Below are 21,410 nucleotides of genomic sequence, written 5' to 3'. Positions count from 1 at the left end.
TACCGGGCGGAGACCCACCCGGCACGCCCCGGGAAAGTTCGGTTCGTACGCTCGCAGGAGCCTGACAGGGGTCAGCGCGGTAGGGCGAGGAGAATACGTTGGTGCACAAGAGATCTCACACGATCACCGACTGGGATCCGGAGGACCTCGAGGCGTGGGAGTCCGGGGGAGCGCGGGTGGCCCGCCGGAACCTGATCTGGTCCGTGGTGGCCGAGCACGTCGGCTTCTCCGTCTGGTCGCTGTGGTCGGTGATGGTGCTGTTCATGCCGACCGACGTCTACGGCATCACCCTCGGCGACAAGTTCCTGATCGGCGCCGTCGCGACGCTCAGCGGCGCCCTGCTGCGGCTCCCGTACACCATGGCCACCACCCGATTCGGCGGCCGCAACTGGACGGTCTTCTCCGCCTTCGTGCTGCTGATCCCGGTCGCGGCCACCATCGTGCTGCTGGCGAATCCGGGCCAGCCGCTGTGGATGTACCTGCTGTGCGCGGCGCTGACCGGCCTGGGCGGCGGCAACTTCGCATCGTCGATGACCAACATCAACGCCTTCTACCCGCAGCGACTCAAGGGGTGGGCGCTCGGCCTCAACGCCGGCGGCGGCAACCTCGGGGTGCCCGCGGTGCAGCTGCTCGGGCTGCTGGTGATCGCCTGGGCCGGGGACCGCCAGCCGTACTGGGTGTGTGCGTTCTATCTGGTGGCGCTGGTGATCGCCGGTATCGGGGCGGCGCTGTTCATGGACAATCTCGACGGCCCCGGCGTGGACCTGGCCGCCATGCGCGCGGCCGTGCGCAACCGGCACACCTGGACCATCTCGCTGCTGTACATCGGCACCTTCGGTTCGTTCATCGGCTTCTCGTTCGCCTTCGGCCAGATGTTGGCGCTCAACTTCGCCGCCGACGGCCAGTCGGTCGCGGAGGCGTCGCTGCACGCCGCTCAGATCGCCTTCGTCGGACCGCTGCTCGGTTCGCTCAGCCGAGTCTGGGGCGGCCGCCTCGCCGACCGCTTCGGCGGCAGCGCCGTGACCCTCGTGGTCTTCGTCGGGATGATCGCCGGCGCCGCTGTGCTGATCGCCGGCGGCACCTCCATCGCCGCCTGCGCGGTCGGCTTCGTGGTGCTGTTCGTGCTCTCCGGGATGGGCAACGGATCGGTGTACAAGATCATCCCGTCGGTGTTCGACGCCGCAGCCCGCGCGCTGCCGCTCGACGAAGCGGGCAAGGCCGCCTACTCGCGTTCGATGTCCGGTGCGGTGATCGGTATCGCCGGCGCCGTCGGCGGCCTCGGCGGCGTCGGGATCAACCTGGTGCTGCGCCAGTCCTACGCGGCCACCGGCGCGGCGACCTGGGCCTTTGTGATCTTCGCCGTGTTCTACGCGGTGGCCGCGGTGATCACCTGGCGGGTGTACCTGGCCGTCCCGCGTGAGCGCGGCGGCGCACCGGAGGCCGCCCCGACGTCTGCGACACTTGCTTCATGACCAACTCAGAGCAGCCGTTGACCGGCTTCACGGTGGCCGTCACCGCAGCGCGCCGCGCCGAAGAGTTCACCGCTCTTCTGGCGCGGCGCGGCGCGCGTGTGGTCGGCGCCGCCGCGATCACGATGGTCCCGCTGCCCGACGACGCGGCGCTGCGCGCGTCGACCGAAGAACTGCTGGCGCAGCCGCCGGACATGCTGATCGCCACCACCGGCATCGGTTTCCGCGGCTGGATCGAGGCGGCCGACGGGTGGGGACTGGCCGAGGACCTGCTGGCCGTGCTGTCGCGCGCCCGCGTGATCTCCCGCGGCCCCAAGCCCACCGGCGCGCTGCGGGCGGCTGGGCTGCGCGAGGAGTGGTCGCCGGACTCGGAATCCTCCGCCGAGGTCCTGGACCACCTGCGCGGCGAGGACCTGACCGGACTCCGGGTCGCGGTGCAACTGCACGGCGCCTCCGACGACTGGGACCCGAATCCCGAGTTCCTGCCCGGCCTGGCTGCGCTCGGCGCCGACGTGGTGGGGGTTCCGGTGTACCGCTGGAAGACGCCCGACGATCCGACCGCACTGGACGCGCTGATCTCCGACATCGCCACCGGCGGGGTGGACGCGGTGACCTTCACCTCGGCTCCGGCCGTGGCCTCGATGCTCGGGCGCGCTGACGAGCTGGGACTCACGACCTCGCTGCGGCAGGCGCTGCTCACGCGTGTCGAGGTCTACTGCGTCGGTCCGGTGACGGCGGCGCCGCTCGTCCGCATCGGTGTGTCGTCGGTGGCTCCCGAGCGCATGCGACTGGGCGCCCTGGCCCGCCTGGTGGCCGACGATCTGCCCGTCCGCCGCCCGGAACTGCAGGTCGCCGGACACACGCTCGGTGTCCGGGCCGGGAGCGCGGTGGTCGACGGCGAGGCGCGCGAGGTCTCGGCCACCGGTCTGGCGCTGCTCAAGGCGTTGGCGGCGCAGCCCGGTCAGGTGCGCTCTCGCGAGGAGCTGCTGGCTCTGCTGCCGGCAGCGGGCGACGACGCCCACGCGGTGGAGGTGGCCATCGGCCGCCTGCGTACCGCGTTGGGCGTCCGCGAACTGATCGCGACCGTCGTCAAGCGGGGATATCGACTCGCGCTCTGACCGCGCGCACGCGATCGCAGGCGAGACCGACGACGCGGGGATGCAGGCCCAACGGGGCCGCGACCACCTCCGCGTCGGTCTGTGCCAGGCGCTGCTGAAACAGCCCCGGCGCCAACAGGTACGACGCCACCGCCACCCGTCGGCCGCGGCCCCGCGCGGCCCGAACGGCCTCGGTCACGCCGGGGTGCGCCGACCCGTCGGCGGGCGGCGCGGCGAACCCCACCGTCACGTCGGCGCCCAGGATCTCGCCCAGGTGCCCCGCGGTGCGGTCCACGTCGGCGACGGCCAGCGGGTCCGAGGAGCCGGCCGCGGCGAGCACTATCGCGTCGTCTTCTTGCGCGCCGGCCGCTCGCAGACGCAGGGCGAGCACGGCCGCGAGATCGGGCGACGGCCCCAGCGCCGGCGTGAGCGCGGCCGCCGGATGGCCTGCGGCGTCCACGTGCGCGGGCAGGTCGACGCGGACGTGATAGCCGCGCGCCAGGAAGGCCGGCACCACCGCCACCGGTGCCGCGCCGGACTCCGCGTGCTCGTCGTCGAGCCGTCGGAGCACCTCCGTCGGCGACGGACCGAGCACGTCGACGAAGGCCGCGTGCACCGGCTCGTGCAGGCGCGCGGACATCGCCGCCGCGAGGTCGCCGATGAGGGCGACCCCGCGCGGATTGCGGGTACCGTGGGCCACCAGGACGGTGGTCATCGGAGCGTCCGATCGCGCAGAGCGTGCTCCGGGCGTTCGTCGTCGGCATCGGCCACGACGGGCACCGGCCGATAGGCGAAGCGCACCTCGGGGGAGTTCGCGACGAAGACCGTGCCGTCGAGCCCGATCCGCGTGCCGTACACCGGCACCGAGACGCCCTCGGCGTCCAGGCACCGGCCGTCGATCAGGCTGAACGCCTGCTTCTTGAGCGGGGAGTGCACCACCGGGAAGCCGTTGCGGTCGCCGACGATGCCGCGCGACAGCACCGCCGCCCGGCCCAGCGGATCGATGTTTCCGACGGCTTTGAGTCGGTCGTCGGCCAGCCGGAACAGCGCCACCTGGGCGCCGTCGGGCAGCAGCACGGCCACGCCGCGCAGCGGCTCGAGGGCCGCCAGCGGGCAGGCCGCGGTCCAGTCACGACTCCACCGGTGCAGATCGAAGGCGAGCGACATGATCAGGCTCCATTCTGGGTAGCAGGCAGCGGGGACACGGACCGCGGGGCGACGGTCGGCTGGCCGAGTAACACGGGCACCTTGCGGCCGTGGTTCTCGCCGAAGCTCACCGTCGGGTCAGGGGATTCGGGGGCGTTCACGAAGGACACGAAGCGGGCCAGCTTGGCCGGATCGTCGAGCACGCCCTTCCACTCGCAGGAGTAGCTGTCGACGTGCCGGGCCATCGCCGCCTCGAAGTCGGCGGCCAGCCCGAGGGCGTCGTCGACCACCACCTCGCGCAGGCGATCGAGCCCGCCGTCGAGCTCGTCGAGCCACGGCGCGGTGCGCTGCAGTCGGTCCGCGGTGCGGATGTAGTACATGAGGAAGCGGTCGATGTAGCGGATCAGGGTGGCGGTGTCCAGGTCGCCGGCCAGCAGCTGCGCATGCTTGGGGGTCATGCCGCCGTTGCCGCAGACGTACAGGTTCCAGCCGGCCTCGGTGGCGATGACGCCGACGTCCTTGCCGCGGGCCTCGGCGCATTCGCGCGCGCACCCGGAGACGCCCATCTTCAGCTTGTGCGGCGACCGCAGCCCGCGGTAGCGCAGTTCCAGGTCGACGGCCAGCTGCACCGAGTCCTGCTGACCGTAGCGGCACCAGTCCGAGCCGACACAGCTCTTCACGGTGCGCAGCGACTTGCCGTAGGCCTGCCCGGACTCCATGCCGCCGTCGACCAGTCGCCGCCAGATCAGCGGCAGCTGCTCCACGCGGGCGCCGAACAGGTCAATGCGCTGGCCGCCGGTGATCTTGGTGTACAGGTCGAAGTCGCGGGCGATCTCGCCGATCAGGATCAGCTGTTCCGCGGTGATGTCGCCGCCGGGCACCCGCGGCACCACCGAGTAGGTGCCGTTGCGCTGGATGTTCGCCAGGAAGGCGTCGTTGGTGTCCTGGAGGGTGGCCTGTTCGCCGCCGAGGATGTGGTCGGAGCCGGTCGACGCCAGGATCGACGCGACGGTCGGCTTGCAGATGTCGCAGCCGGTGCCGGTGCCGAACCGGCCGATGAGCCCGGAGAAGGTCCGCACGTCGCTGGCCAGGACCAGCTCGAACAGTTCGGCGCGGGACTGCGTGAAGTGCTCGCACAGCGACCGCGACTGCACCACGCCCGACTCGTCGAGGATCTTCGACAGCAGCGGCACGCACGAACCGCACGACGTTCCGGCGCCCGTGCACTTCTTCAGATCGGCCACCGTGCACGCGCCGTCGGCGACGGCCGCGCACAGGGCGCCCTTGCTGACGTCGTTGCAGGAGCAGATCTGGGCGTCGTCGCCGAGCGCCGAAAGACCCAGCGCCCCAGCCGAATCCGAGGCGGGCGAGATGAGGCTCACCGGATCGCCGGGCACGGTGGCACCGACCAGCGGGCGCAGCATGCCGTAGGCGCTCGCGTCACCGACCAGCACGCCGCCGAGCAGGACGCCTGCGTCGTCGGACAGCACCAGCTTGGCGTAGGTGCCGCCCACCGGGTCGGAGACCACCACGCTGAGGGCGCCCGGGGAGGTGCCGAGGGCGTCGCCGAAGCTCGCCACCTCGACGCCGAGCAGCTTGAGCTTGGTCGACAGGTCCGCGCCGGGGAAGGTCGCGTCGCCGCCGACGAGACGATCGGCCACCACCTCGGCGGTGGCGTAACCGGGGCCGACGAGTCCGTAGCAGCGGCCGTCGATCGCGGCGACCTCGCCGATCGCGTAGATCGACGGGTCGCTGGTGACGCCGGTGCCGTCGGTGCGGACGCCGCCGCGTTCGGCCACGTCCAGTCCGGCCGCGCGGGCCAGCTCGTCGCGGGGGCGGACACCGGCGGCGAATACCACCAGTCCGGCGTCCACCGTGCTGCCGTCGGACAGGGCGACGCGCACCCCGCCGTCGGCGCGGGTCTCGATGCTCTCGGTGGCGACGCCCAGGCTCAACGTGATGCCGAGCTCGCCGATCATCCGCGCCAGGTGCTCGCCGCCGCCGGCGTCCACCTGGTTCGGCATGAGGCGCGGGTTGTATTCGACGACGTGCGGGGTGAGGCCGAGCTGGCGCAGAGCGTTGGCCGCCTCGAGGCCGAGGAGGCCGCCGCCGATCACCACGCCGACGGCCGCGCTGTCGCGGGCCAGCGCCGCAGCGGCGTCGGCGGCGAGGTCGTCGAGGTCGTCGAGGGTGCGGTACACGTGGCGGTGCGGCCCGGCGTGGCCGGGCACCGGCGGCACGAAGGCCGACGACCCGGTGGCGAGCACCAGGGTGTCGTAGGTCAGCTGCTCGCCGTCCTCGGTGACGACGCGACGGGCCTGCCGGTCGATGGCGGCCACGCGGGTCCCGACGCGCAGGGTCACGTCGGAGTCGTCGTCGAATCGGTTGTCCGGCAAGGCGAGAGCCGCGCGGTCCCACTCGCCGACGTAGCTCGACAGCGCGACGCGGTCGTACGCGGGATCGCTCTCCTCACCGGCGATCACCACCCGGAAGCGCTGCTCCGGGTCGCGGGTGCGCAGCGCCTGAACGAAGCGGTGACCGACCATTCCGTGGCCCACCACGAGGACTGTTCGTTGCATGAGATTGCCTTTCCTGGCCGTGTGGAATCACGGTAGGAACGGCGTGTTGCCCGGATTCTGCTGCGATGTGGCCGCGCGATCACATCGAACGCACAACCGGGGCTAGGGCGGTGTGCGCAGGGGGTGTGTACAGGCGGTGCGCGCGGTCAGGACAGGCGCTGCACGCCCGCGGCGGACTCGGTGGGCGGGATCAGCGCGAGGCCCCGGTGGCCGATGGCCGACGCGAGGTGTCCGGTGCCGCGACCGGCGGTGGCCACCCAGGCGCCGGCACCGTCCGGCTCCACCGGGAGTACCCGCCAGCGGGTCGGCATGCGCAACTCGTCGGACGCGGTCAGGTCCAGGAGCTCGGGCGGGCGGGGCGCTCGGCCCAACAGCGCGTCGGTGATCGCGGGTACCAGCACGGCGGTCCCGGCCACCGCGGCGAGCGGATTGCCGCCCAGGCCCAGAAGCACTGTGCCGCTGGGCATTCGAGCCACGAGGAGAGAACCGCCCGGCCGCAGGCGGATGCCGTCGACCAGCAGTTCGGCGTCCTCGGCGGCCAGTGCCGCGCGGAGGTGATCTGCCACCCCGTGCCCGGTCGCGCCAATCACCACGATCAGGTCGGCGGGGGCGGTCAGCGCGGCGCGGAAGGCGTCGACGGTGTCGGCGAGGTGACCGCCCGCGGTGGTCTCGACCCCGGTGTCGTGCAGCAGTGCGGTGACCGGACCGGACGCGGCGTCGGCGATGGTGCCGTAGGGCAGCGGCTGCGCGCCGGAACAGTCGGCGACGACCTCGTCGCCGGAGGTGTGCAGGCGGGCGCGCACCGGCCCCCGGACCGTCAGCTCCAGCACGCGGGCCGCGCGGGCCACCGACCGGACGGCGGCGTCGGCGTCGTACCCGGCCGGGGCCAGCGCGGCACCGGCCGGCCACGCGCTGCCCGCGCGCCGGGTGTCGTCCCGGCCGGTCGAGGTCTCGGTGAGCCGGTCGCCGTCGAGGACGGTCTCCTCGTGGCGCAGCGCGCGGTCGGCCCCGGTCGGCAGGGCGGCGCCGGTGGCGATGCGGGCGGCCTGCCCGTCGGTCAACGCCGCGGTGTCGGTGTGGCCGGCCGCGCGCGGAGCGTCGACCAGTCGCCAGGGGCCGGGCCCGGCCACCGCGAAGCCGTCCATGGCGGAGGCGTCGAACGGCGGGAAGGGTTCGGCGGCGCGCAGCGGCGCCGCGAGCACCGTGCCCGCGGTGTGGTCGGCGGCCTTGACGACGGCCGGTAGCGGCGGCAGCGCGCTGCGGACGATGGCGCGCGCGGCGATCGGGTCGGGGCCGACGGCCGCGCGGCGACGCGCGTGATCCAGATCGGCGGGCGTGTCGACGTCCGCGGTGCCGGCGATCGCCCGGAAAACGGCCCCGGCCGGGAGGAGACTGCGCACCGAGGCGCCGGGCGCCGCCGCGCGGACGGCCGCCAGGGCGCGAGAAGTCCACGCGCCCAACAGGTACTGGGCATGGCCGCCCTCGTCGCTGGCGAAGACGGCCGGACTTCCGTCCTCGTCCAGGGCGCGGAGCAACTCGGCGACCTGACCGGCCGTGGCCTCCGGCAGGTCGCTCGCCAGCACCACGACGGGCACGTCGGTGCGGCCCGCGGCGTCGAGGGCGGCGAGGCCGGCCGCGATCGCCGCGACCGGTCCGGAGTACGGCGGCTCCTCGCGCGCGGTGAGCACCTGCGCGGGCAGCCGCCGATCCGGTCCCACCACCACGACGCTGCGGGCGCCGGCGACGGCGTCGAGCGCGATGTCGATCAGGCGGCGGCCGCCGACCGATGCGGCGGGTTTGTCGGCACCGGCCAGGCGGCGGGCCCGGCCGCCGGCCAGGACGATGGCGTCGAACACGGGCTGCGTCACGGTCACCGCCCGACCATACGACGCCGGTGGGCGTGGTCAGTAGACATCGCGCACGTAGCGCTTCTCGGCGCCGAGCGCGGTGACGAAGGCATCGACGGCGGCCGGGGCCAGTCGGCCCTGCTCGGCGACGATGCGGCGCAGGGCCACGTCCACGTCGCGGGCCATGCGGGTCGCATCGCCGCACACGTAGACGTACGCGCCGCGCTGCAACCACGACCAGACGTGCCCGGCGTTGGCGAGGAGTACGTCCTGCACGTAGATCTTCTCGGCCTGATCGCGGGAGAACGCGGTGTCCAGCCGGGTCAGCAGGTCCGACTCGAGGAAGCCGGTGAGCTCGTCGCGGTAGTAGAAGTCGGTGGCGCGGTGCTGTTCGCCGAACAGTAGCCAGTTGTCCCCGGATGCGCCGGTCGCCGCCCGATGGTGCAGGAATCCGCGGAACGGTGCGACGCCGGTACCCGGGCCGATCATCAGCATCGGCGCCGCGGTCTCCGTCGGCGGCGCGAAGCTGCGGTTGGGGGCCACGAAGATCGAGTACTCGGCCGCACCCGGGACACCGGAGGCGAGGAACGACGAACAGACGCCCGCGCGCCGCCCGTGCGCGCCGTCGAACCCGACCACCGAGACGGTCGTCTCCACCCGCCCCGGATCCACCGCCGGACTCGACGAGATCGAGTACAGGCGCGGCGCCAGCCGGCGCAGCACGGCCAGCCAGTCGGCGACCGACGCGGTGATCGGGTAGTCGGCGAGCAGGTCGACGGCCTGCCGGTTCCACGACCAGTCGGCGAGTCGAGCCGGGTGCTCGATCAGGTCGGCCAGCGCGGCGTCCGGGTGGCGGGCGTTGATCATCCGCACGAGGTCGACGGTGATCCGGGTGATGTCGTAGTGCTCGGTCAGGGCCTGCGTCAACGAGACCTCGGCGCCGTCGACCTCGACGAGCGTCGCCCCGTCTCGCGTGACCCTGTCGAGCCCCGTCGCGGCCAGCCACTGCGCCACGGTGTCGGCGCTGTTGCGCGGCCACACGCCCAGCGCGTCCCCCGGCTCGTAGGTCAGGGTGTCGGGCGGGAGCTCGAAAGCGAAGCGGCGTACCTGTTTCGCCGATCCGGGCGCCGACAGCAGGTCGTTGGCGACGAGGCGGGCGCGCAGGGGAGCGGCCCGCGAATACCCGGCGGCGGCCTGCGGCGCGGGGGTCGCGGCGAGTCGCTCGGCGCTGACCCCGAACGCCGAGCGCACCGCGGCCAGCCACGTGTCGGCGGGCGCATGGGAGTCGGGTTCGCACGAGCTCCGCCGGGTGAGGCGCTGCGCCTGCAGGTGGGCGAGGCGTCCGTCGAGCTTGCGGGCGAAGCCGCAGAAGTCGGCGTACGACGAGTCGCCGAAGCCGAGCACCGCGTACCGCAGGTCGATCACCTGCTCGGAAGTGGCCGCGCCCAACGCATCCCAGAGTGCGAGCGCGTCGTCGGGCGCATCGCCGTCGCCGGTGGTGGCCACCACGAACAGCACGTCGCCCCACAGGTCGTCGAGACCGACGCGGTCGGCACAGGCCAGTACCACCGGGCGACCGTCGGCGCGCAGCGTCTGCGCGCAGTGCTCGGCGTACGTTTGGGCGGTGCCAGTGGTCGACGACCACACCACCAGCACCCGATCGGCGGGCGGCGCCACGTCCTCCGTTGGCGACGTCGCGGTCTCCGACGAGACGACGACCGGGGCGGCGGTCACCGGGGCCGCGGTGACCGAGACCGCGCAGAGCTTGAACTCGGGTTGCAGAGAGTCGGCGTCGACGGCGTCGCTGGTGACGGCGTTGATCGCCTGCAGCTCGCCGCTCCAGTGCATCGGGACGAAGCACAGGCCGGGGGAGATCGCGTCGGTGAGCTGGGCGGGCAGGCGCACGGCGCCGCGGCGGGAGGCGACGTCGACCGGTGCGCCGGGGCCGATGCCCAGCGCGGCGGCGTCGTCGGGGTGCAGCTGCACGAAGGGGTGCGGATTGAGCTTCTCCAGCTTCGGCACGCGCGCGGTCTTGGTGCGCGTGTGCCACTGGTGGGCGAGCCGTCCGGTGGTCAGCAGCATCGGGTGCTCGCCGTCGGGCGCCTGCTCCCGCGGCAGGTCCGGGCGTGCGAGGAACCGGGCCCGCCCGGAGGGGGTGGGGAAGACCGGCCGCAGCGTGCCGTCGTCGGCGGGGTGCAGATAGCGGATAGGGTTGCGGTCCGCGCCGCCGGGCGGGACCGGCCACTGCACGGGTCCGTCGGCCAACCGCGCGTGGTGCGCCCCGCGCACGTCCCACCCGGTGCGCGGGTTCACGAATCGGGCGAGTTCGTCGAAGACCGCGGCGGCGTCGTCGAAGGCGAAGGCGTCGCCGAAGCCCATCGCGGTGGCCACCTCGGCGATGAGCTGCCAATCCGGGCGCGCCTGGCCCGGCGCGGGCACAGCGGGCGTGCACAGGCTGAGGGAGCGCTCGGAGTTCACCATCACGCCGGCGGCCTCGGTCCACAGCGCCGCCGGGAGCACCGCGTCGGCGTAGGCCGCCGTCTCCACATCGGTGTAGACGTCTTGCACCACCACGAACTCGGCCTGCTCCAGGGCGCGGATCACCGTGTCCCGGTTGGCCACCGAGACCACCGGGTTGGTGCAGATGATCCACACCGCTTTCACGACGCCCGCGGCCAACTGCTCGAACAGGTCGACGGTGCCGCCGCCGGCGGCGTCCGGAATCGTGTCGACCGGCAGCCCCCAGAGCGCCTCGACGTCGGCGCGGTCGCGGGCATCGAGCGCGGAACGTTGGCCCGGCAAGCCCGGCCCCATGTAACCCATCTCGCGGCCGCCCATCGCGTTCGGCTGGCCGGTCAGCGAGAACGGACCGCTTCCGGTGCGGCAGATCGCACCGGTCGCCAGGTGCAGATTGCACAGCGCATTGGTGTGCCAGGTGCCGCGCACCGACTGGTTCAGGCCCATGGTCCACAGGCTCGTCCAGTCGTCGGCTTCCGCGATCATCGCCGCAGCCCGCTCCAGGTCGGCCACCGACAGACCGGTGCGGGCGGCCACCTTCTCGACCGGATAGTCGTCGAGCAGGTTCAGCAGTTCCGGCCACCCCTCGGTGTGCGCGGCGATGAAGTCGTGATCGACGGCGCCGGCCTCCACGAGCAGCCGCAGCAGACCGTTCAGCAGCGCCAGATCGGTGCCCGGCCGGACCGCCAGGTGAAGGTCCGCTTTGGCGGCCGTCGCCGTACGTCGCGGATCCACCACGATGAGCTTCGCCCCGGCCTTGACCCGGTCCATCATCCGCAGGAACAGGATCGGGTGGCAGTCGGCCATGTTGGCGCCGATCACCAGGAACAGGTCGGCGTGGTCGAGGTCGTCGTAGCTGCCCGGCGGCCCGTCGGCGCCCAGCGACTGCTTGTATCCGGTCGCCGCGCTGGCCATGCACAGCCGCGAGTTCGACTCGATCAGGGGCGTCCGCAGATAGCCCTTGGCCAGCTTGTTCGCTAGGTATTGCGCTTCGATCGACATCTGCCCGGACACGTAGAGCGCCACCGCGTCGGGGCCGTGGACGTCGCGGAGCTCGGTGAACCGACGGGCCACGCGGACGATCTCGTCGTCGACGTCGACCGGTGTCAGCGGATCCTCCCGCGTCGCCCGGGACCATGCGGTCGTCAGTCGGCCGGGGGCGCGCAGCAGGTCCACGGTGGTAGCGCCCTTGGTGCACAGCCGACCGCGGTTGGCCGGATGATGCGGGGTGCCCGTCGACGCGGTCACGGCGTCGTCGACGACGGTCAGCGTGAGTCCGCAGCCGACGCCGCAGTACCCGCAGACCGTCGCCACGGTGCGCTCCTCGGTGATCGTCATGGCACCAGGCTGTCGCGGCGGTGTTACGCATCGGCCGACCCCGCCGTTACCCGCCGATCACGGCGATCTCACCGCCGCTCGCGGCGCCGTGTGCGGACCGACCTCGACGGCGGCGAGCCGGTGACGGGTGCCACAATGGCGGCCATGAGAGATGCAGTCATCGTAGAAGCGGTCCGCACCCCGATCGGCAAGCGCAACGGCGCGCTGTCCGACGTCCACCCCGGCGACCTCACGGCGCACGTCCTCACGCAGGTCGCCGAGCGCACCGGGCTGGATCCGGCCCTGGTCGACGGCGTGATCTGGGGCTGCGTCAGCCAGGTCGGTGATCAGGCAGGCAGCATCGGGCGCGTCGGCGTCCTCGCGGCCGGGTGGCCCGAGTCGGTACCGGCCACCGTGGTGGACCGCCGGTGCGGTTCGGCGCAGCAGGCCGTGCACTTCGCCGCGGCGGGCGTCATCGCCGGCCAGTACGACATCGCCATCGCCGGCGGCGTCGAGTCGATGTCGCGGGTGCCGATGGGCTCGGCCCGCGGCGACGGCCAGCCCTACCCGCCGTCGGTGCTCGACCGCTACGGCGTGGACGGCTTCAACCAGGGACTGGGCGCGGAGATGATGGCCGCCAAGTGGGGCCTGACCCGGACGCAGCTCGACGAGTACTCGGCGCGATCGCACGAGCGCACCGCCGCCGCCATCGACGCCGGTGCGTTCGCCGGGCAGCTGGCGCCCGTCGCAGGACTGGAGAACGACGAGGGCCTGCGCCGCGGCACCACCGTCGAATCGCTGGCCAAGCTCAAGACACCGTTCGACGCCGACGGCGTGGTCACCGCGGGCAACGCTTCGCAGATCTCCGACGGTGCGGCCGCACTGCTGGTGACCACCACCGAGATCGCGCTGGCCAACGGCTGGCAGCCGATCGCCCGCGTGCACACCGCCGTCCTGGCCGGCGACGACCCGGTGATGATGCTGACCGCCCCGATCGCGGCGACCGCCAAGGCGCTCAGCCGCTCCGGACTGTCGGTGTCCGACATCGGCGTCTTCGAGGTGAACGAGGCCTTCGCGCCGGTGCCGCTGGCCTGGCAGGCCGAGATCGGCGCCTCCGACGACGTGCTGAACCCGCTGGGCGGCGCCATCGCCGTGGGTCACCCGCTCGGCGGGTCCGGCGCGATCCTGATGACTCGCATGGTGCATCACATGCGCGACAACGGCATCCGCTACGGCCTGCAGACCATGTGCGAAGCCGGCGGCATGGCCAACGCCACCATCCTGGAACTGCTCTGATGGGTACCCACAGCGTGGAAACCGACAGCGCGGGGGCCGATCCGTTGCTGATCGAGCGCGACGGCGACGTGGTGGTCTGGACGCTCAACCAGCCGGAGACCCGCAACGCGATCTCCGACGAGGCCGTCATCGACGCGCTGGTCGGCGCGGTCGACGCCGTCAACCGCGACCCGAGCGTGCGGGTGGTGATCCTCACCGGTGCCGGCAGCGCATTCTCCGCGGGCGGCAACGTGAAGGACATGGCGGCCCGCACCGGGCTGTTCGGCGGCGGCCCGCACGAGCAGCGGGTGGGCTACCAGCTCGGCATCCAGCGCATTCCGCGCGCCATGGACACCCTCGAGGTGCCGATCATCGCCGCCGTCAACGGCCCGGCGGTGGGCGCGGGCTGCGACCTGTCGCTGATGTGCGATCTGCGGATCGCGTCGTCGAACGCCTTCTTCGCGGAGAGCTTCGTGAAGCTCGGCCTGATTCCGGGCGACGGTGGGGCCTGGTTCCTGCCGCGCGCGGTGGGGCAGGCGCGGGCCGCCGAGATGGCGCTGACCGGCGATCGGGTGGATGCGGTCACCGCGCTGGAGTGGGGGCTGGTCTCGCGGGTCACCGAGCCCGACGACCTACTGCCGCAGGCGCACGCGCTGGCCGCCCGCATCGCGGCGAATCCGCCGGTGACGGTTCGGATGACGAAGAAGCTGTTGCGTGAGTCGTCGCGGCAGAGCCTGGATCAGCTGCTGGAACTGTCGGCCACGATGCAGGCCGTCGCGCACCAGACCGCCGATCACCACGAGGCGGTCTCGGCGTTCCTGGAGAAGCGCCCCGGCCGCTTCACCGGCGAATAACACACCGGCCGGCCGCGTACGGGTATGAGTTCACTCACCTGTACGCGGCCGACCGGGACGGTGCCCCCGGCAGGACTCGAACCTGCGACCTCGGGATTAGAAGGCCCTTGCTCTATCCACCTGAGCTACGGAGGCGGGTAGCCGACAGCGAGGGTCACTATATCGCGACCTACAGTGGATCTCATGAGTATGACGACCGCGCGGCCGGACGCGACCCATGATCGGGACAGTTTGCGAGACCCGTCGAGCATGCGTCGACTGCTGATCGCCGGTCTGCTCGTCGTCGGTGCCGTCGCCGCGGTGATCGTGACGGCCGTCAGTGCGGCCACTGCGTTGAAGCTCACCGGTCTGCCGGATCCGGGCTGGGTGCCCACCTACGGCCTGCCGGTGGTCACCGTGATCGGCCAGTTGCTGGCCGCCATCGGTTTCGGTAGCGCGATCTTCGCCGCCTTCTTCGTACCGCCGCAGGCCAGCGGCGAGCTCGACATCGGCGGCTATCGCGCGCTGCGCTGGTCGTCGGCGGCCTTCTTCGGCTGGAGCCTGGCGGCGTTGGCGCTGATTCCGCTGTCGGTGGCCAACGCGAGCGGCAGCCCCCTGGGAACCACCCTCTCCGAGTGCTTCGGGAGTATCGGGCAGGGCGGCATTCTGGGCGCGTGCGGGCAGGTCGCCGAGACGCGCTATTGGCTGTGGACGGCGATCTTCGCGATCTTCGCGGCGGTGCTGGCCAAGGCCGCGATGCGGTGGGGTTGGACCATTCTGGTGATCGGCCTGGGCTTCCTCTCGCTGATGCCGTCGGCGCTGGCCGGGCACTCGTCCGCAGGCGGCAACCACGACCTCGGTACCAACAGCCTGATCCTGCACATCGTCGCCGCCGCGGCCTGGACCGGCGGCCTCGTGGTGGTGCTGGCCTACGGCTTCGGCAACGGTCGGTGGCGCACCCTGGCGGTGCGCCGCTACTCGCGGATGGCGTTCTGGTGCCTGATCGTGGTGGCCGCCAGCGGTGTGCTCAACGCGCTGGTGCGGATGACGTTCGCTGAACTCTTCACCACCACCTATGGATTGGTGGTGCTGGCCAAGTTCGTCACCCTGCTGATTGCGGGCGCCTTCGGTGCCGTGCACCGCGGGCGCACCATCGCCGAACTGGAGAAGACCGACGCCCCGCAGAAATCGCTGTTCGTGCGGCTGGCCGCGGTGGAGACGGCGGTCTTCGCGATCGCCTTCGGCCTCGGTTCGGGACTGTCCCGAACGCCGCCGCCCGTTCTGGAGACCGCGGACGTGTCGCCGGTGGAGCTCGAGATCGGCTACCGCCTCGACAGCCCGCCGAGCTTGAAGACCCTGGCCCTGGACTGGCGCTTCGACCTGATCTTCGGCACCGCCGCGATCGTCTTGGCGATCGTCTACCTGATCGGTGTGCAGCGGATGCGCCGGCGCGGCGACACCTGGCCGATCGGGCGGACCGTGGCGTGGCTGCTGGGCTGCCTCGCGCTGCTGGTGGCCACGTCGTCGGGCCTGGGCCGCTACTCGCCGGCCGTCTTCAGCGTCCACATGATGAGCCACATGATCATGTCGATGCTGGTGCCGGTGCTGCTGGTGCTCGGTGCGCCGATGACGCTGGCATTGCGGGCCATCGCACCGGCCGGTCGTGGCCAGCCGCCCGGGCCACGCGAGTGGATCTTGACCGGGATTCACAGCAAGTACTCGCGCTTCGTCACGCACCCGTTGATCGCCATCGCGGTCTTCGTCGGCAGCTTCTACGTCCTGTACCTGGGCGGGCTGTTCGAGAACATCGTGGACAACCATTCCGCGCACCTCGCGATGAACCTGCACTTCCTGATCTCCGGGTACATCTTCTACTGGGTGGTGATCGGCATCGATCCGGCGCCGCGCCAGGTGACCCCGGTCGCCAAGCTCGGCATCGTGTGGGGCTCGCTGCCCTTCCACGCGTTCTTCGGCGTCGCCCTCATGCTGACCACCGCGGTGATCGCCGAGGACTGGTACAAATCGCTGGTGCTGCCCTGGCAGAACGATCTGGCCGGGGATCAGCAGACCGGCGGCGGCATCGCGTGGGCCACCGGCGAGTTCCCGCTCATGCTGGTGATGATCGCGCTGCTGGTGCAGTGGCAGCGCCAGGACCGACGGCAGGCGCGGAACTTCGACCGCAAGGCAGCGCGCGACCACGACGCCGAACTGGACAGCTACAACGCGATGCTCGCCCAGATGCACACGCCGGACGCCGGCTCGCCGCGCGGATCGGAGAGCTCGGAGACGACGCAGGATACTGCCGCCGACGACACCGCGGATGTCTCGGCGGACGCGCCTGTGGAGAAGTCGCCGCCGGTCGCCTAGCTGCCCACAGCGTCGATCCGCGGTGTTCCGCGACGGGTCGTCGTTCGTCATCCTCGAATCGGGGAGTCCGGCACGGACTCACTGTGACACGAGACGAGGAGTGGGCGAGATGTTCGAGACCTATGCGACGGTCACCGGCCGGGTGATCACCGAACCGCGGCGGGCACAGACCAACGGGCACGGCGACGTGGTGACCTTCCGGATGGCCTGCAATTCGCGGCGCCTGGACCGTGAGTCCGGTCAGTGGAGCGACGGGCCGTCGCTGTTCCTGACGGTCAAGTGCTGGAACCGACTCGCCACGACGGTGCCCGACGCCGTGCAGCGCGGCGCGCTGATCATCGCGCACGGGGCGCTCTACACCGACGAATACGTCGGCAACGACGGCATCAAGCGGTCCTCGCTGGAGATGAAGGCGGTGTCCCTGGGACTCGACCTCGCCCAGCCTGGTGCGCGCGAGAAAACAATCGAGGCCCCGCGCAGTGGCGGGGCCCCGATCGAGGGAGAGTGGGTCGGTCTGCCGAACTAGGCGTGGACCGGGCGCGGCGAGATGCGGGTGTACGCGGTCCGCGCGTGGGTCAGCATGGTGCGGCGGTGGTACGCCAGGTTGGTGCCGACCACGGTGCGGGTGCGCTCGACGACCGCGTTCGACAGGGCGCCGGCGCGCTGCAGCTGACGGCGGATGAACGACGTCGCGCGGTGGGCCCAGGCGAACTCGGTGGCCAGCACGGCCAGACCGAGGAACAGGGTCACCCAGCCGGGGCCGGGGATGGGCAGGGGAATCATCACCAGGCCCGCGAGCATCATGACGGTGCCCACGACGCCGACCGCCAACCGATAGATCTGATTGAGGACCGGGCGCTGTCGAATGACGAAGCGTTGTTTCCGGTGCCAGATCTTCAGCCGCAGTCGCATGCGCGGGCCTCCCGAGAGTCGATGGGGTGGGGACTTTCCCTGAACCAAAGTACGGGGAAATCCACGAAAAACCAGGGGGCGAGCCGGATTGGCAGCCGATTCTCAGGAACTGCTCGGTCGTGGTTCAGACTGCCGCCACCGGTGCCGATGTGCGCATCTCGGGCCGAGCACTACACTGGAGGGCTGTTGTGACCATGTGCGGTTGAGAAGAGGTAAGGCGTGGCTGGCGAGTTCATTTACACGATGAAGAAGGTCCGTAAGGCGCACGGTGACAAGGTCATCCTCGATGACGTCACGATGTCCTTCTACCCGGGTGCCAAGATCGGCGTCGTGGGCCCGAACGGCGCCGGCAAATCGTCGATCCTGAAGATCATGGCGGGCCTGGATCAGCCGAGCAACGGCGAGGCCTTCCTCGATCCGGAGGCGACCGTCGGCATCCTCCTGCAGGAACCCCCTCTCAACGAGGAGAAGACGGTCAAGGAGAACGTCGAAGAGGGCATGGGTGAGATCGGCGTCAAGCTCGCGCGCTACAACGAGATCGCCGAACTCATGGCCACCGACTACTCCGACGAACTGATGGAGGAGATGGGCAAGCTCCAGGAAGACCTGGACAACGCCGATGCGTGGGACCTCGACAGCCAGATCGAGCAGGCGATGGACGCGCTGCGCTGCCCGCCGGGCGACTCCCCGGTGACCCACCTCTCCGGTGGCGAGCGGCGCCGCGTGGCGCTGTGCAAGCTGCTGCTGAGCAGCCCCGACCTGCTGCTTCTCGATGAGCCGACCAACCACCTCGACGCCGAGTCGGTGCTGTGGCTGGAGCAGTTCCTGGCTACCTATCCGGGCGCCGTCCTGGCGGTGACGCACGACCGGTACTTCCTCGATCACGTCGCGCAGTGGATCTGCGAGGTGGACCGCGGCAAGCTGCACCCGTACGAGGGCAACTACTCCACCTACCTGGAGAAGAAGGCCGAGCGTCTGGAGGTGCAGGGCAAGAAGGACCAGAAGCTGCAGAAGCGCCTCAAGGAAGAGCTCGCCTGGGTGCGTTCGGGTGCCAAGGCCCGCCAGACCAAGAACAAGGCGCGTCTGGCCCGCTACGACGAGATGGTGACCGAGGCCGAGAAGCACCGCAAGCTCGACTTCGAAGAGATCCAGATCCCCACTCCGCCCCGCCTGGGCAGCGTGGTGGTCGAGGTGAACAACCTGGACAAGGGCTTCGACGGCCGCGTGCTGATCAAGGACCTGTCGTTCACCCTGCCGCGTAACGGCATCGTCGGCGTGATCGGCCCGAACGGCGTCGGCAAGACCACCCTGTTCAAGACCATCGTCGGGCTCGAGGAGCCGGACTCGGGCACCGTCAAGGTGGGCGAAACCGTCAAGCTCAGCTACGTGGACCAGACCCGCGCCAACATCGATCCGAAGAAGACGGTGTGGGAAGTGGTGTCCGACGGCCTCGACTACATCGAGGTGGGCCAGAACGAGATGCCCTCGCGCGCGTACCTGAGTGCGTTCGGCTTCAAGGGCGGCGATCAGCAGAAGCCGTCGGAGGTGCTCTCCGGTGGTGAGCGCAACCGACTGAACCTGGCGCTGACCCTGAAAGAGGGCGGCAACCTGATCCTGCTCGACGAGCCGACCAACGACCTGGACGTGGAGACCCTGAGCTCGCTGGAGAACGCGCTCGAGCAGTTCCCCGGCTGCGCCGTGGTGATCTCGCACGACCGCTGGTTCCTGGACCGGACCTGTACCCACATCCTGGCGTGGGAGGGCAACGTCGAAGAAGGCAAGTGGTTCTGGTTCGAGGGCAACTTCGAAGCGTACGAGGAGAACAAGGTGGAGCGTCTGGGCGCAGAGGCCGCGCGCCCGCACCGTGTGACCCACCGCAAGCTCACCCGCGACTGAGACAAAAGTTTGCAATTGCCGTTCGGAAATGAGAAGTTTTTCCCAGAATGGGGACTTGACTCGGAGGCGGCGATAGCGAAGTGCACTCTCGTTCGACGGCGGGCACGCGGCAGGTAGCGACCCTCGGGCTGGCGCCGGCGGCGATCCAGGCGTGGCAGACGACGATCGGCGCCGAGCATCCGCTCGGCGCCGATCCCACGCGCTACCTCCATCGTGTGGGGCAGCAGGGTCTCGACAGTGAAATGGAGACCTTCGCGGTCACGGCCGACGATCCCGCGGCCTTCGAGGAGTACCTGTACTGGCGTCCGCTGACGCACCTGATGGCCTTCTCCCTGCTGCGGACCCCGTGTACCACGGACCGCACCCCGGAACTCGTCAAGAAGTTCCGGTCCGACTTCGTGCTCGTCGGCACCCAGCAGTTGGTCGGCGGGGGCACGGTGTCCGCCGGCGATCACTCGCGCACCTACAGTCATCCGCGGCAACTGGTGGCCGTCGACAACGGCGCGCCGTTCGTGCACACATCGCGCGCGGTCGCCGATCTGGCGGGCATCTGGGTGCCCACCGAACTCCTCGGGCCGCGGCCGATCGGCGGCTGGTCGATGGCGCCACTGGTCGACGACTCGCCGCTGGCGCGCGCGACCGCGGCCTTCGTCACGCGTTTCGCCAACGACGTGGCCGTGCGGCAGTCGCCGATCGATCCGGGCGCCGAACTCGCCGTCGCCGAACTGATCCGGGCGGCCCTCGCCCCGCACCGGGCGGACAGTTTCCGGGCCGCCGACAGCGAGTTGTACGTCCGGGAGGTGACCGCGCAGCTCATCGAGCAGCACTACCGCGACCCCAGCTTCGACGGGGACGCCGTCGCGCGCATGCTGTATCTGAGCAGACGGCACATGTACCGCTTCTTCGCCGACACCGAAGACACGCCCGCCGTGCTGATCGCGCGCCGACGACTGGCACACGCGCGCGACCTGCTCGTCCGGCAACCGCGAATGAGTCTGCGAGAAGTGGCGGCCGCCTCCGGCTTCAGCTCCGCGGGCACGCTGTCCAAACGCTTCAGCGCCGAGTTCGGGCTCACCCCGAGCCAGTTCCGACAGGCTGCGCGGGAGGGCGACGCCGATGCTGGTGCCTGACGCACCGGCACGGCTGTCCGGTGCCGCCGGGCTCACCGGACATCCCGCCTTCGGGTCGATCACGGCCGCCCCGCCGGGTGCCTTCCGCGCGACGGTTCAGCGGGCCGAAGGCCGCCTGGTGACCACCGAGCTCACGCGGCTGTCGCCCTGTCGGCTGGAGCAGGCCGGGGACCCCGTCGATCCCGACCCCGCCGACGAGAAGCTGCACGCGGCGGTGGCCGACACCGCGTCGACTCTGCGTCTCTGCGGCGGCGCGGTGCAGATCGAGTGCGCCGCCGGGCACCTCGTGCTCTACTCCCCGCACCGGGAACTCGACTGGACCTTCACCGAGCCGACCCGCTTGGCGGTGCTGTCGGCACCCGCGCGGCTGGTGGACCAGCGAGGTGAGGGACTTCGACGAACCGGCGCCACGGTGCTGGACACGCCGTTCAGTGCGGCGGCCGCCGAATTCGTCACGCAGTTCGTGGTGGACACCACCCGCGGCAGTCGGCCGATCGGTGTCGCGGAACAGCAGGCCGTGGTCGACCTCATCGGCGGTGCCCTCGCCCAACAGCGGCTGGCGGACGATTACGTCCTCGCCGCGGTGCGCGAGCGGATCGACCGGGATTTCGCCTGTCCGGATCTGTCGGCGTCGACGATCGCCGAGGGGCTGAGCATGAGTCTCCGCCAGTTGTACCGGTACTTCACCGATACGGGGATCACCGTCGCCGGACTGATCACCGAGCGGCGTCTCGACTGCGCACGCACTCTGCTGCAGGCACCGGAGACGGTCCGGCTGGCCGAGATCGCCGCAGCGTCCGGGTTCCGGTCCGTCGGCACGTTCCGTCGTCGTTTCGAGGCGGTCGTCGGACAGACCCCCAGCGCGTATCGCGAGCAGGCGCTCGCGCGGCGGCGGCTGGATCCGGACTTCGGACGGGTACTCGTCGAATCGCCGGAGCGCGGACCACGCCGCCCGGGTCGGCCGGTGACGGCCGCCTACGACTATGTGTGACCGGCCACGGTGACCCGACGGGCGCGGCTAGCCT

The 21,410-nt window shown here is 71.2% G+C and carries 15 protein-coding genes and 1 tRNA gene; 9 read left to right on the top strand and 7 right to left on the bottom strand.

Translation table 11 applies throughout. The annotated features are described in order from the left end of the window. Window positions 1-101 precede the first annotated feature (101 nt). Both ABD989_RS10910 and ABD989_RS10905 read left to right on the top strand, forming a co-directional pair. The gene (locus tag ABD989_RS10910) at window positions 102-1,472 is read left to right on the top strand and encodes an MFS transporter (RefSeq protein WP_345313515.1); all 1,371 of its coding nucleotides are present in this window, start codon (window positions 102-104) and stop codon (window positions 1,470-1,472) included. Beyond that, the gene (locus ABD989_RS10905) at window positions 1,469-2,587 is read left to right on the top strand and encodes a uroporphyrinogen-III synthase (protein WP_345313514.1); all 1,119 of its coding nucleotides are present in this window, start codon (window positions 1,469-1,471) and stop codon (window positions 2,585-2,587) included. The genes ABD989_RS10910 and ABD989_RS10905 overlap by 4 nt, the downstream gene beginning before the upstream one ends. Here ABD989_RS10905 and ABD989_RS10900 read toward each other — a convergent pair. The 5 genes from ABD989_RS10900 to ABD989_RS10880 all read right to left on the bottom strand — a co-directional run bounded on the left by ABD989_RS10900 (window position 2,559) and on the right by ABD989_RS10880 (window position 11,993). Further along, complete coding sequence (locus tag ABD989_RS10900) at window positions 2,559-3,281, bottom strand: sirohydrochlorin chelatase (protein WP_345313513.1); 723 nt, start codon at window positions 3,279-3,281, stop codon at window positions 2,559-2,561. The two genes, ABD989_RS10905 and ABD989_RS10900, sit on opposite strands and share 29 nt — an antisense overlap. After that, a complete protein-coding gene (gene nirD / locus ABD989_RS10895) occupies window positions 3,278-3,733 on the bottom strand; it encodes a nitrite reductase small subunit NirD (RefSeq protein WP_345313512.1) in 456 nt (151 codons plus the stop codon). The genes ABD989_RS10900 and nirD overlap by 4 nt, the downstream gene beginning before the upstream one ends. A gap of 2 nt (window positions 3,734-3,735) precedes the next feature. After that, the gene (gene nirB, locus ABD989_RS10890; protein ID WP_345313511.1) at window positions 3,736-6,291 is read right to left on the bottom strand and encodes a nitrite reductase large subunit NirB; all 2,556 of its coding nucleotides are present in this window, start codon (window positions 6,289-6,291) and stop codon (window positions 3,736-3,738) included. A 146-nt stretch (window positions 6,292-6,437) separates the two neighbouring features. Beyond that, on the bottom strand, window positions 6,438-8,165 hold the full coding sequence (locus ABD989_RS10885; RefSeq protein WP_345313510.1) for an NTP transferase domain-containing protein: 1,728 nt from the start codon (window positions 8,163-8,165) through the stop codon (window positions 6,438-6,440). A 30-nt stretch (window positions 8,166-8,195) separates the two neighbouring features. After that, a complete protein-coding gene (locus tag ABD989_RS10880; RefSeq protein ID WP_345313509.1) occupies window positions 8,196-11,993 on the bottom strand; it encodes a bifunctional nitrate reductase/sulfite reductase flavoprotein subunit alpha in 3,798 nt (1,265 codons plus the stop codon). Window positions 11,994-12,137: 144 nt separating this feature from the next. Here ABD989_RS10880 and ABD989_RS10875 point away from each other — a divergent pair, with 144 nt between their 5' ends. After that, window positions 12,138-13,268 carry a thiolase family protein gene (locus ABD989_RS10875; RefSeq protein ID WP_345313508.1) on the top strand — a complete coding sequence of 377 codons (1,131 nt, stop codon included), beginning with the start codon at window positions 12,138-12,140 and terminating at the stop codon, window positions 13,266-13,268. After that, window positions 13,268-14,101 (top strand): crotonase/enoyl-CoA hydratase family protein, encoded by an 834-nt coding sequence (locus tag ABD989_RS10870; protein WP_345313507.1) that lies wholly within the window; start codon window positions 13,268-13,270, stop codon window positions 14,099-14,101. The genes ABD989_RS10875 and ABD989_RS10870 overlap by 1 nt, the downstream gene beginning before the upstream one ends. 61 nt (window positions 14,102-14,162) lie before the next feature. On the opposite strand, the gene ABD989_RS10865 is transcribed toward ABD989_RS10870, so the two are convergent. Further along, window positions 14,163-14,236, bottom strand: a tRNA-Arg gene (locus ABD989_RS10865). A gap of 48 nt (window positions 14,237-14,284) precedes the next feature. On the opposite strand from ABD989_RS10865, the gene ABD989_RS10860 reads away from it, so the two are divergent. Both ABD989_RS10860 and ABD989_RS10855 read left to right on the top strand, forming a co-directional pair. Continuing rightward, on the top strand, window positions 14,285-16,447 hold the full coding sequence (locus ABD989_RS10860; RefSeq protein WP_425556522.1) for a bifunctional copper resistance protein CopD/cytochrome c oxidase assembly protein: 2,163 nt from the start codon (window positions 14,285-14,287) through the stop codon (window positions 16,445-16,447). Between the two features lie 109 nt (window positions 16,448-16,556). Continuing rightward, window positions 16,557-16,973, top strand: a complete 417-nt coding sequence (locus tag ABD989_RS10855) for a single-stranded DNA-binding protein (RefSeq protein ID WP_345313506.1) — start codon at window positions 16,557-16,559, stop codon at window positions 16,971-16,973. Here the strand turns inward: ABD989_RS10855 and ABD989_RS10850 are convergent. Then, window positions 16,970-17,359, bottom strand: coding sequence for a TIGR02611 family protein (locus ABD989_RS10850; RefSeq protein WP_345313505.1), 390 nt, complete (start codon window positions 17,357-17,359; stop codon window positions 16,970-16,972). The two genes, ABD989_RS10855 and ABD989_RS10850, sit on opposite strands and share 4 nt — an antisense overlap. 219 nt (window positions 17,360-17,578) lie before the next feature. Between ABD989_RS10850 and ettA the strand changes: the two genes are divergently transcribed. The 3 genes from ettA to ABD989_RS10835 all read left to right on the top strand — a co-directional run bounded on the left by ettA (window position 17,579) and on the right by ABD989_RS10835 (window position 21,376). Beyond that, complete coding sequence (gene ettA / locus ABD989_RS10845) at window positions 17,579-19,255, top strand: energy-dependent translational throttle protein EttA (RefSeq protein ID WP_345313504.1); 1,677 nt, start codon at window positions 17,579-17,581, stop codon at window positions 19,253-19,255. A gap of 80 nt (window positions 19,256-19,335) precedes the next feature. Further along, window positions 19,336-20,385, top strand: a complete 1,050-nt coding sequence (locus ABD989_RS10840) for an AraC family transcriptional regulator (RefSeq protein ID WP_345313503.1) — start codon at window positions 19,336-19,338, stop codon at window positions 20,383-20,385. After that, complete coding sequence (locus ABD989_RS10835) at window positions 20,372-21,376, top strand: helix-turn-helix domain-containing protein (RefSeq protein ID WP_345313502.1); 1,005 nt, start codon at window positions 20,372-20,374, stop codon at window positions 21,374-21,376. The genes ABD989_RS10840 and ABD989_RS10835 overlap by 14 nt, the downstream gene beginning before the upstream one ends. Window positions 21,377-21,410: the final 34 nt, after the last annotated feature.

Source organism: Gordonia alkaliphila (assembly GCF_039542465.1).
GTDB lineage: Bacteria > Actinomycetota > Actinomycetes > Mycobacteriales > Mycobacteriaceae > Gordonia > Gordonia alkaliphila.
This window is presented reverse-complemented; position numbering and strand designations above follow the sequence as displayed.

Bases quoted from the DNA above. Each gene is read 5' to 3' on its own strand.
- ABD989_RS10905 (WP_345313514.1), top strand. From the start codon at position 1,469: ATGACCAACTCAGAGCAGCCGTTGACCGGCTTCACGGTGGCCGTCACC.
- ABD989_RS10900 (WP_345313513.1), bottom strand. From the start codon at position 3,281: ATGACCACCGTCCTGGTGGCCCACGGTACCCGCAATCCGCGCGGGGTC.
- nirD (WP_345313512.1), bottom strand. From the start codon at position 3,733: ATGTCGCTCGCCTTCGATCTGCACCGGTGGAGTCGTGACTGGACCGCG.
- nirB (WP_345313511.1), bottom strand. From the start codon at position 6,291: ATGCAACGAACAGTCCTCGTGGTGGGCCACGGAATGGTCGGTCACCGC.
- ABD989_RS10880 (WP_345313509.1), bottom strand. From the start codon at position 11,993: ATGACGATCACCGAGGAGCGCACCGTGGCGACGGTCTGCGGGTACTGC.
- ABD989_RS10875 (WP_345313508.1), top strand. From the start codon at position 12,138: ATGAGAGATGCAGTCATCGTAGAAGCGGTCCGCACCCCGATCGGCAAG.
- ABD989_RS10870 (WP_345313507.1), top strand. From the start codon at position 13,268: ATGGGTACCCACAGCGTGGAAACCGACAGCGCGGGGGCCGATCCGTTG.
- ABD989_RS10860 (WP_425556522.1), top strand. From the start codon at position 14,285: ATGAGTATGACGACCGCGCGGCCGGACGCGACCCATGATCGGGACAGT.
- ABD989_RS10855 (WP_345313506.1), top strand. From the start codon at position 16,557: ATGTTCGAGACCTATGCGACGGTCACCGGCCGGGTGATCACCGAACCG.
- ABD989_RS10850 (WP_345313505.1), bottom strand. From the start codon at position 17,359: ATGCGACTGCGGCTGAAGATCTGGCACCGGAAACAACGCTTCGTCATT.
- ABD989_RS10835 (WP_345313502.1), top strand. From the start codon at position 20,372: ATGCTGGTGCCTGACGCACCGGCACGGCTGTCCGGTGCCGCCGGGCTC.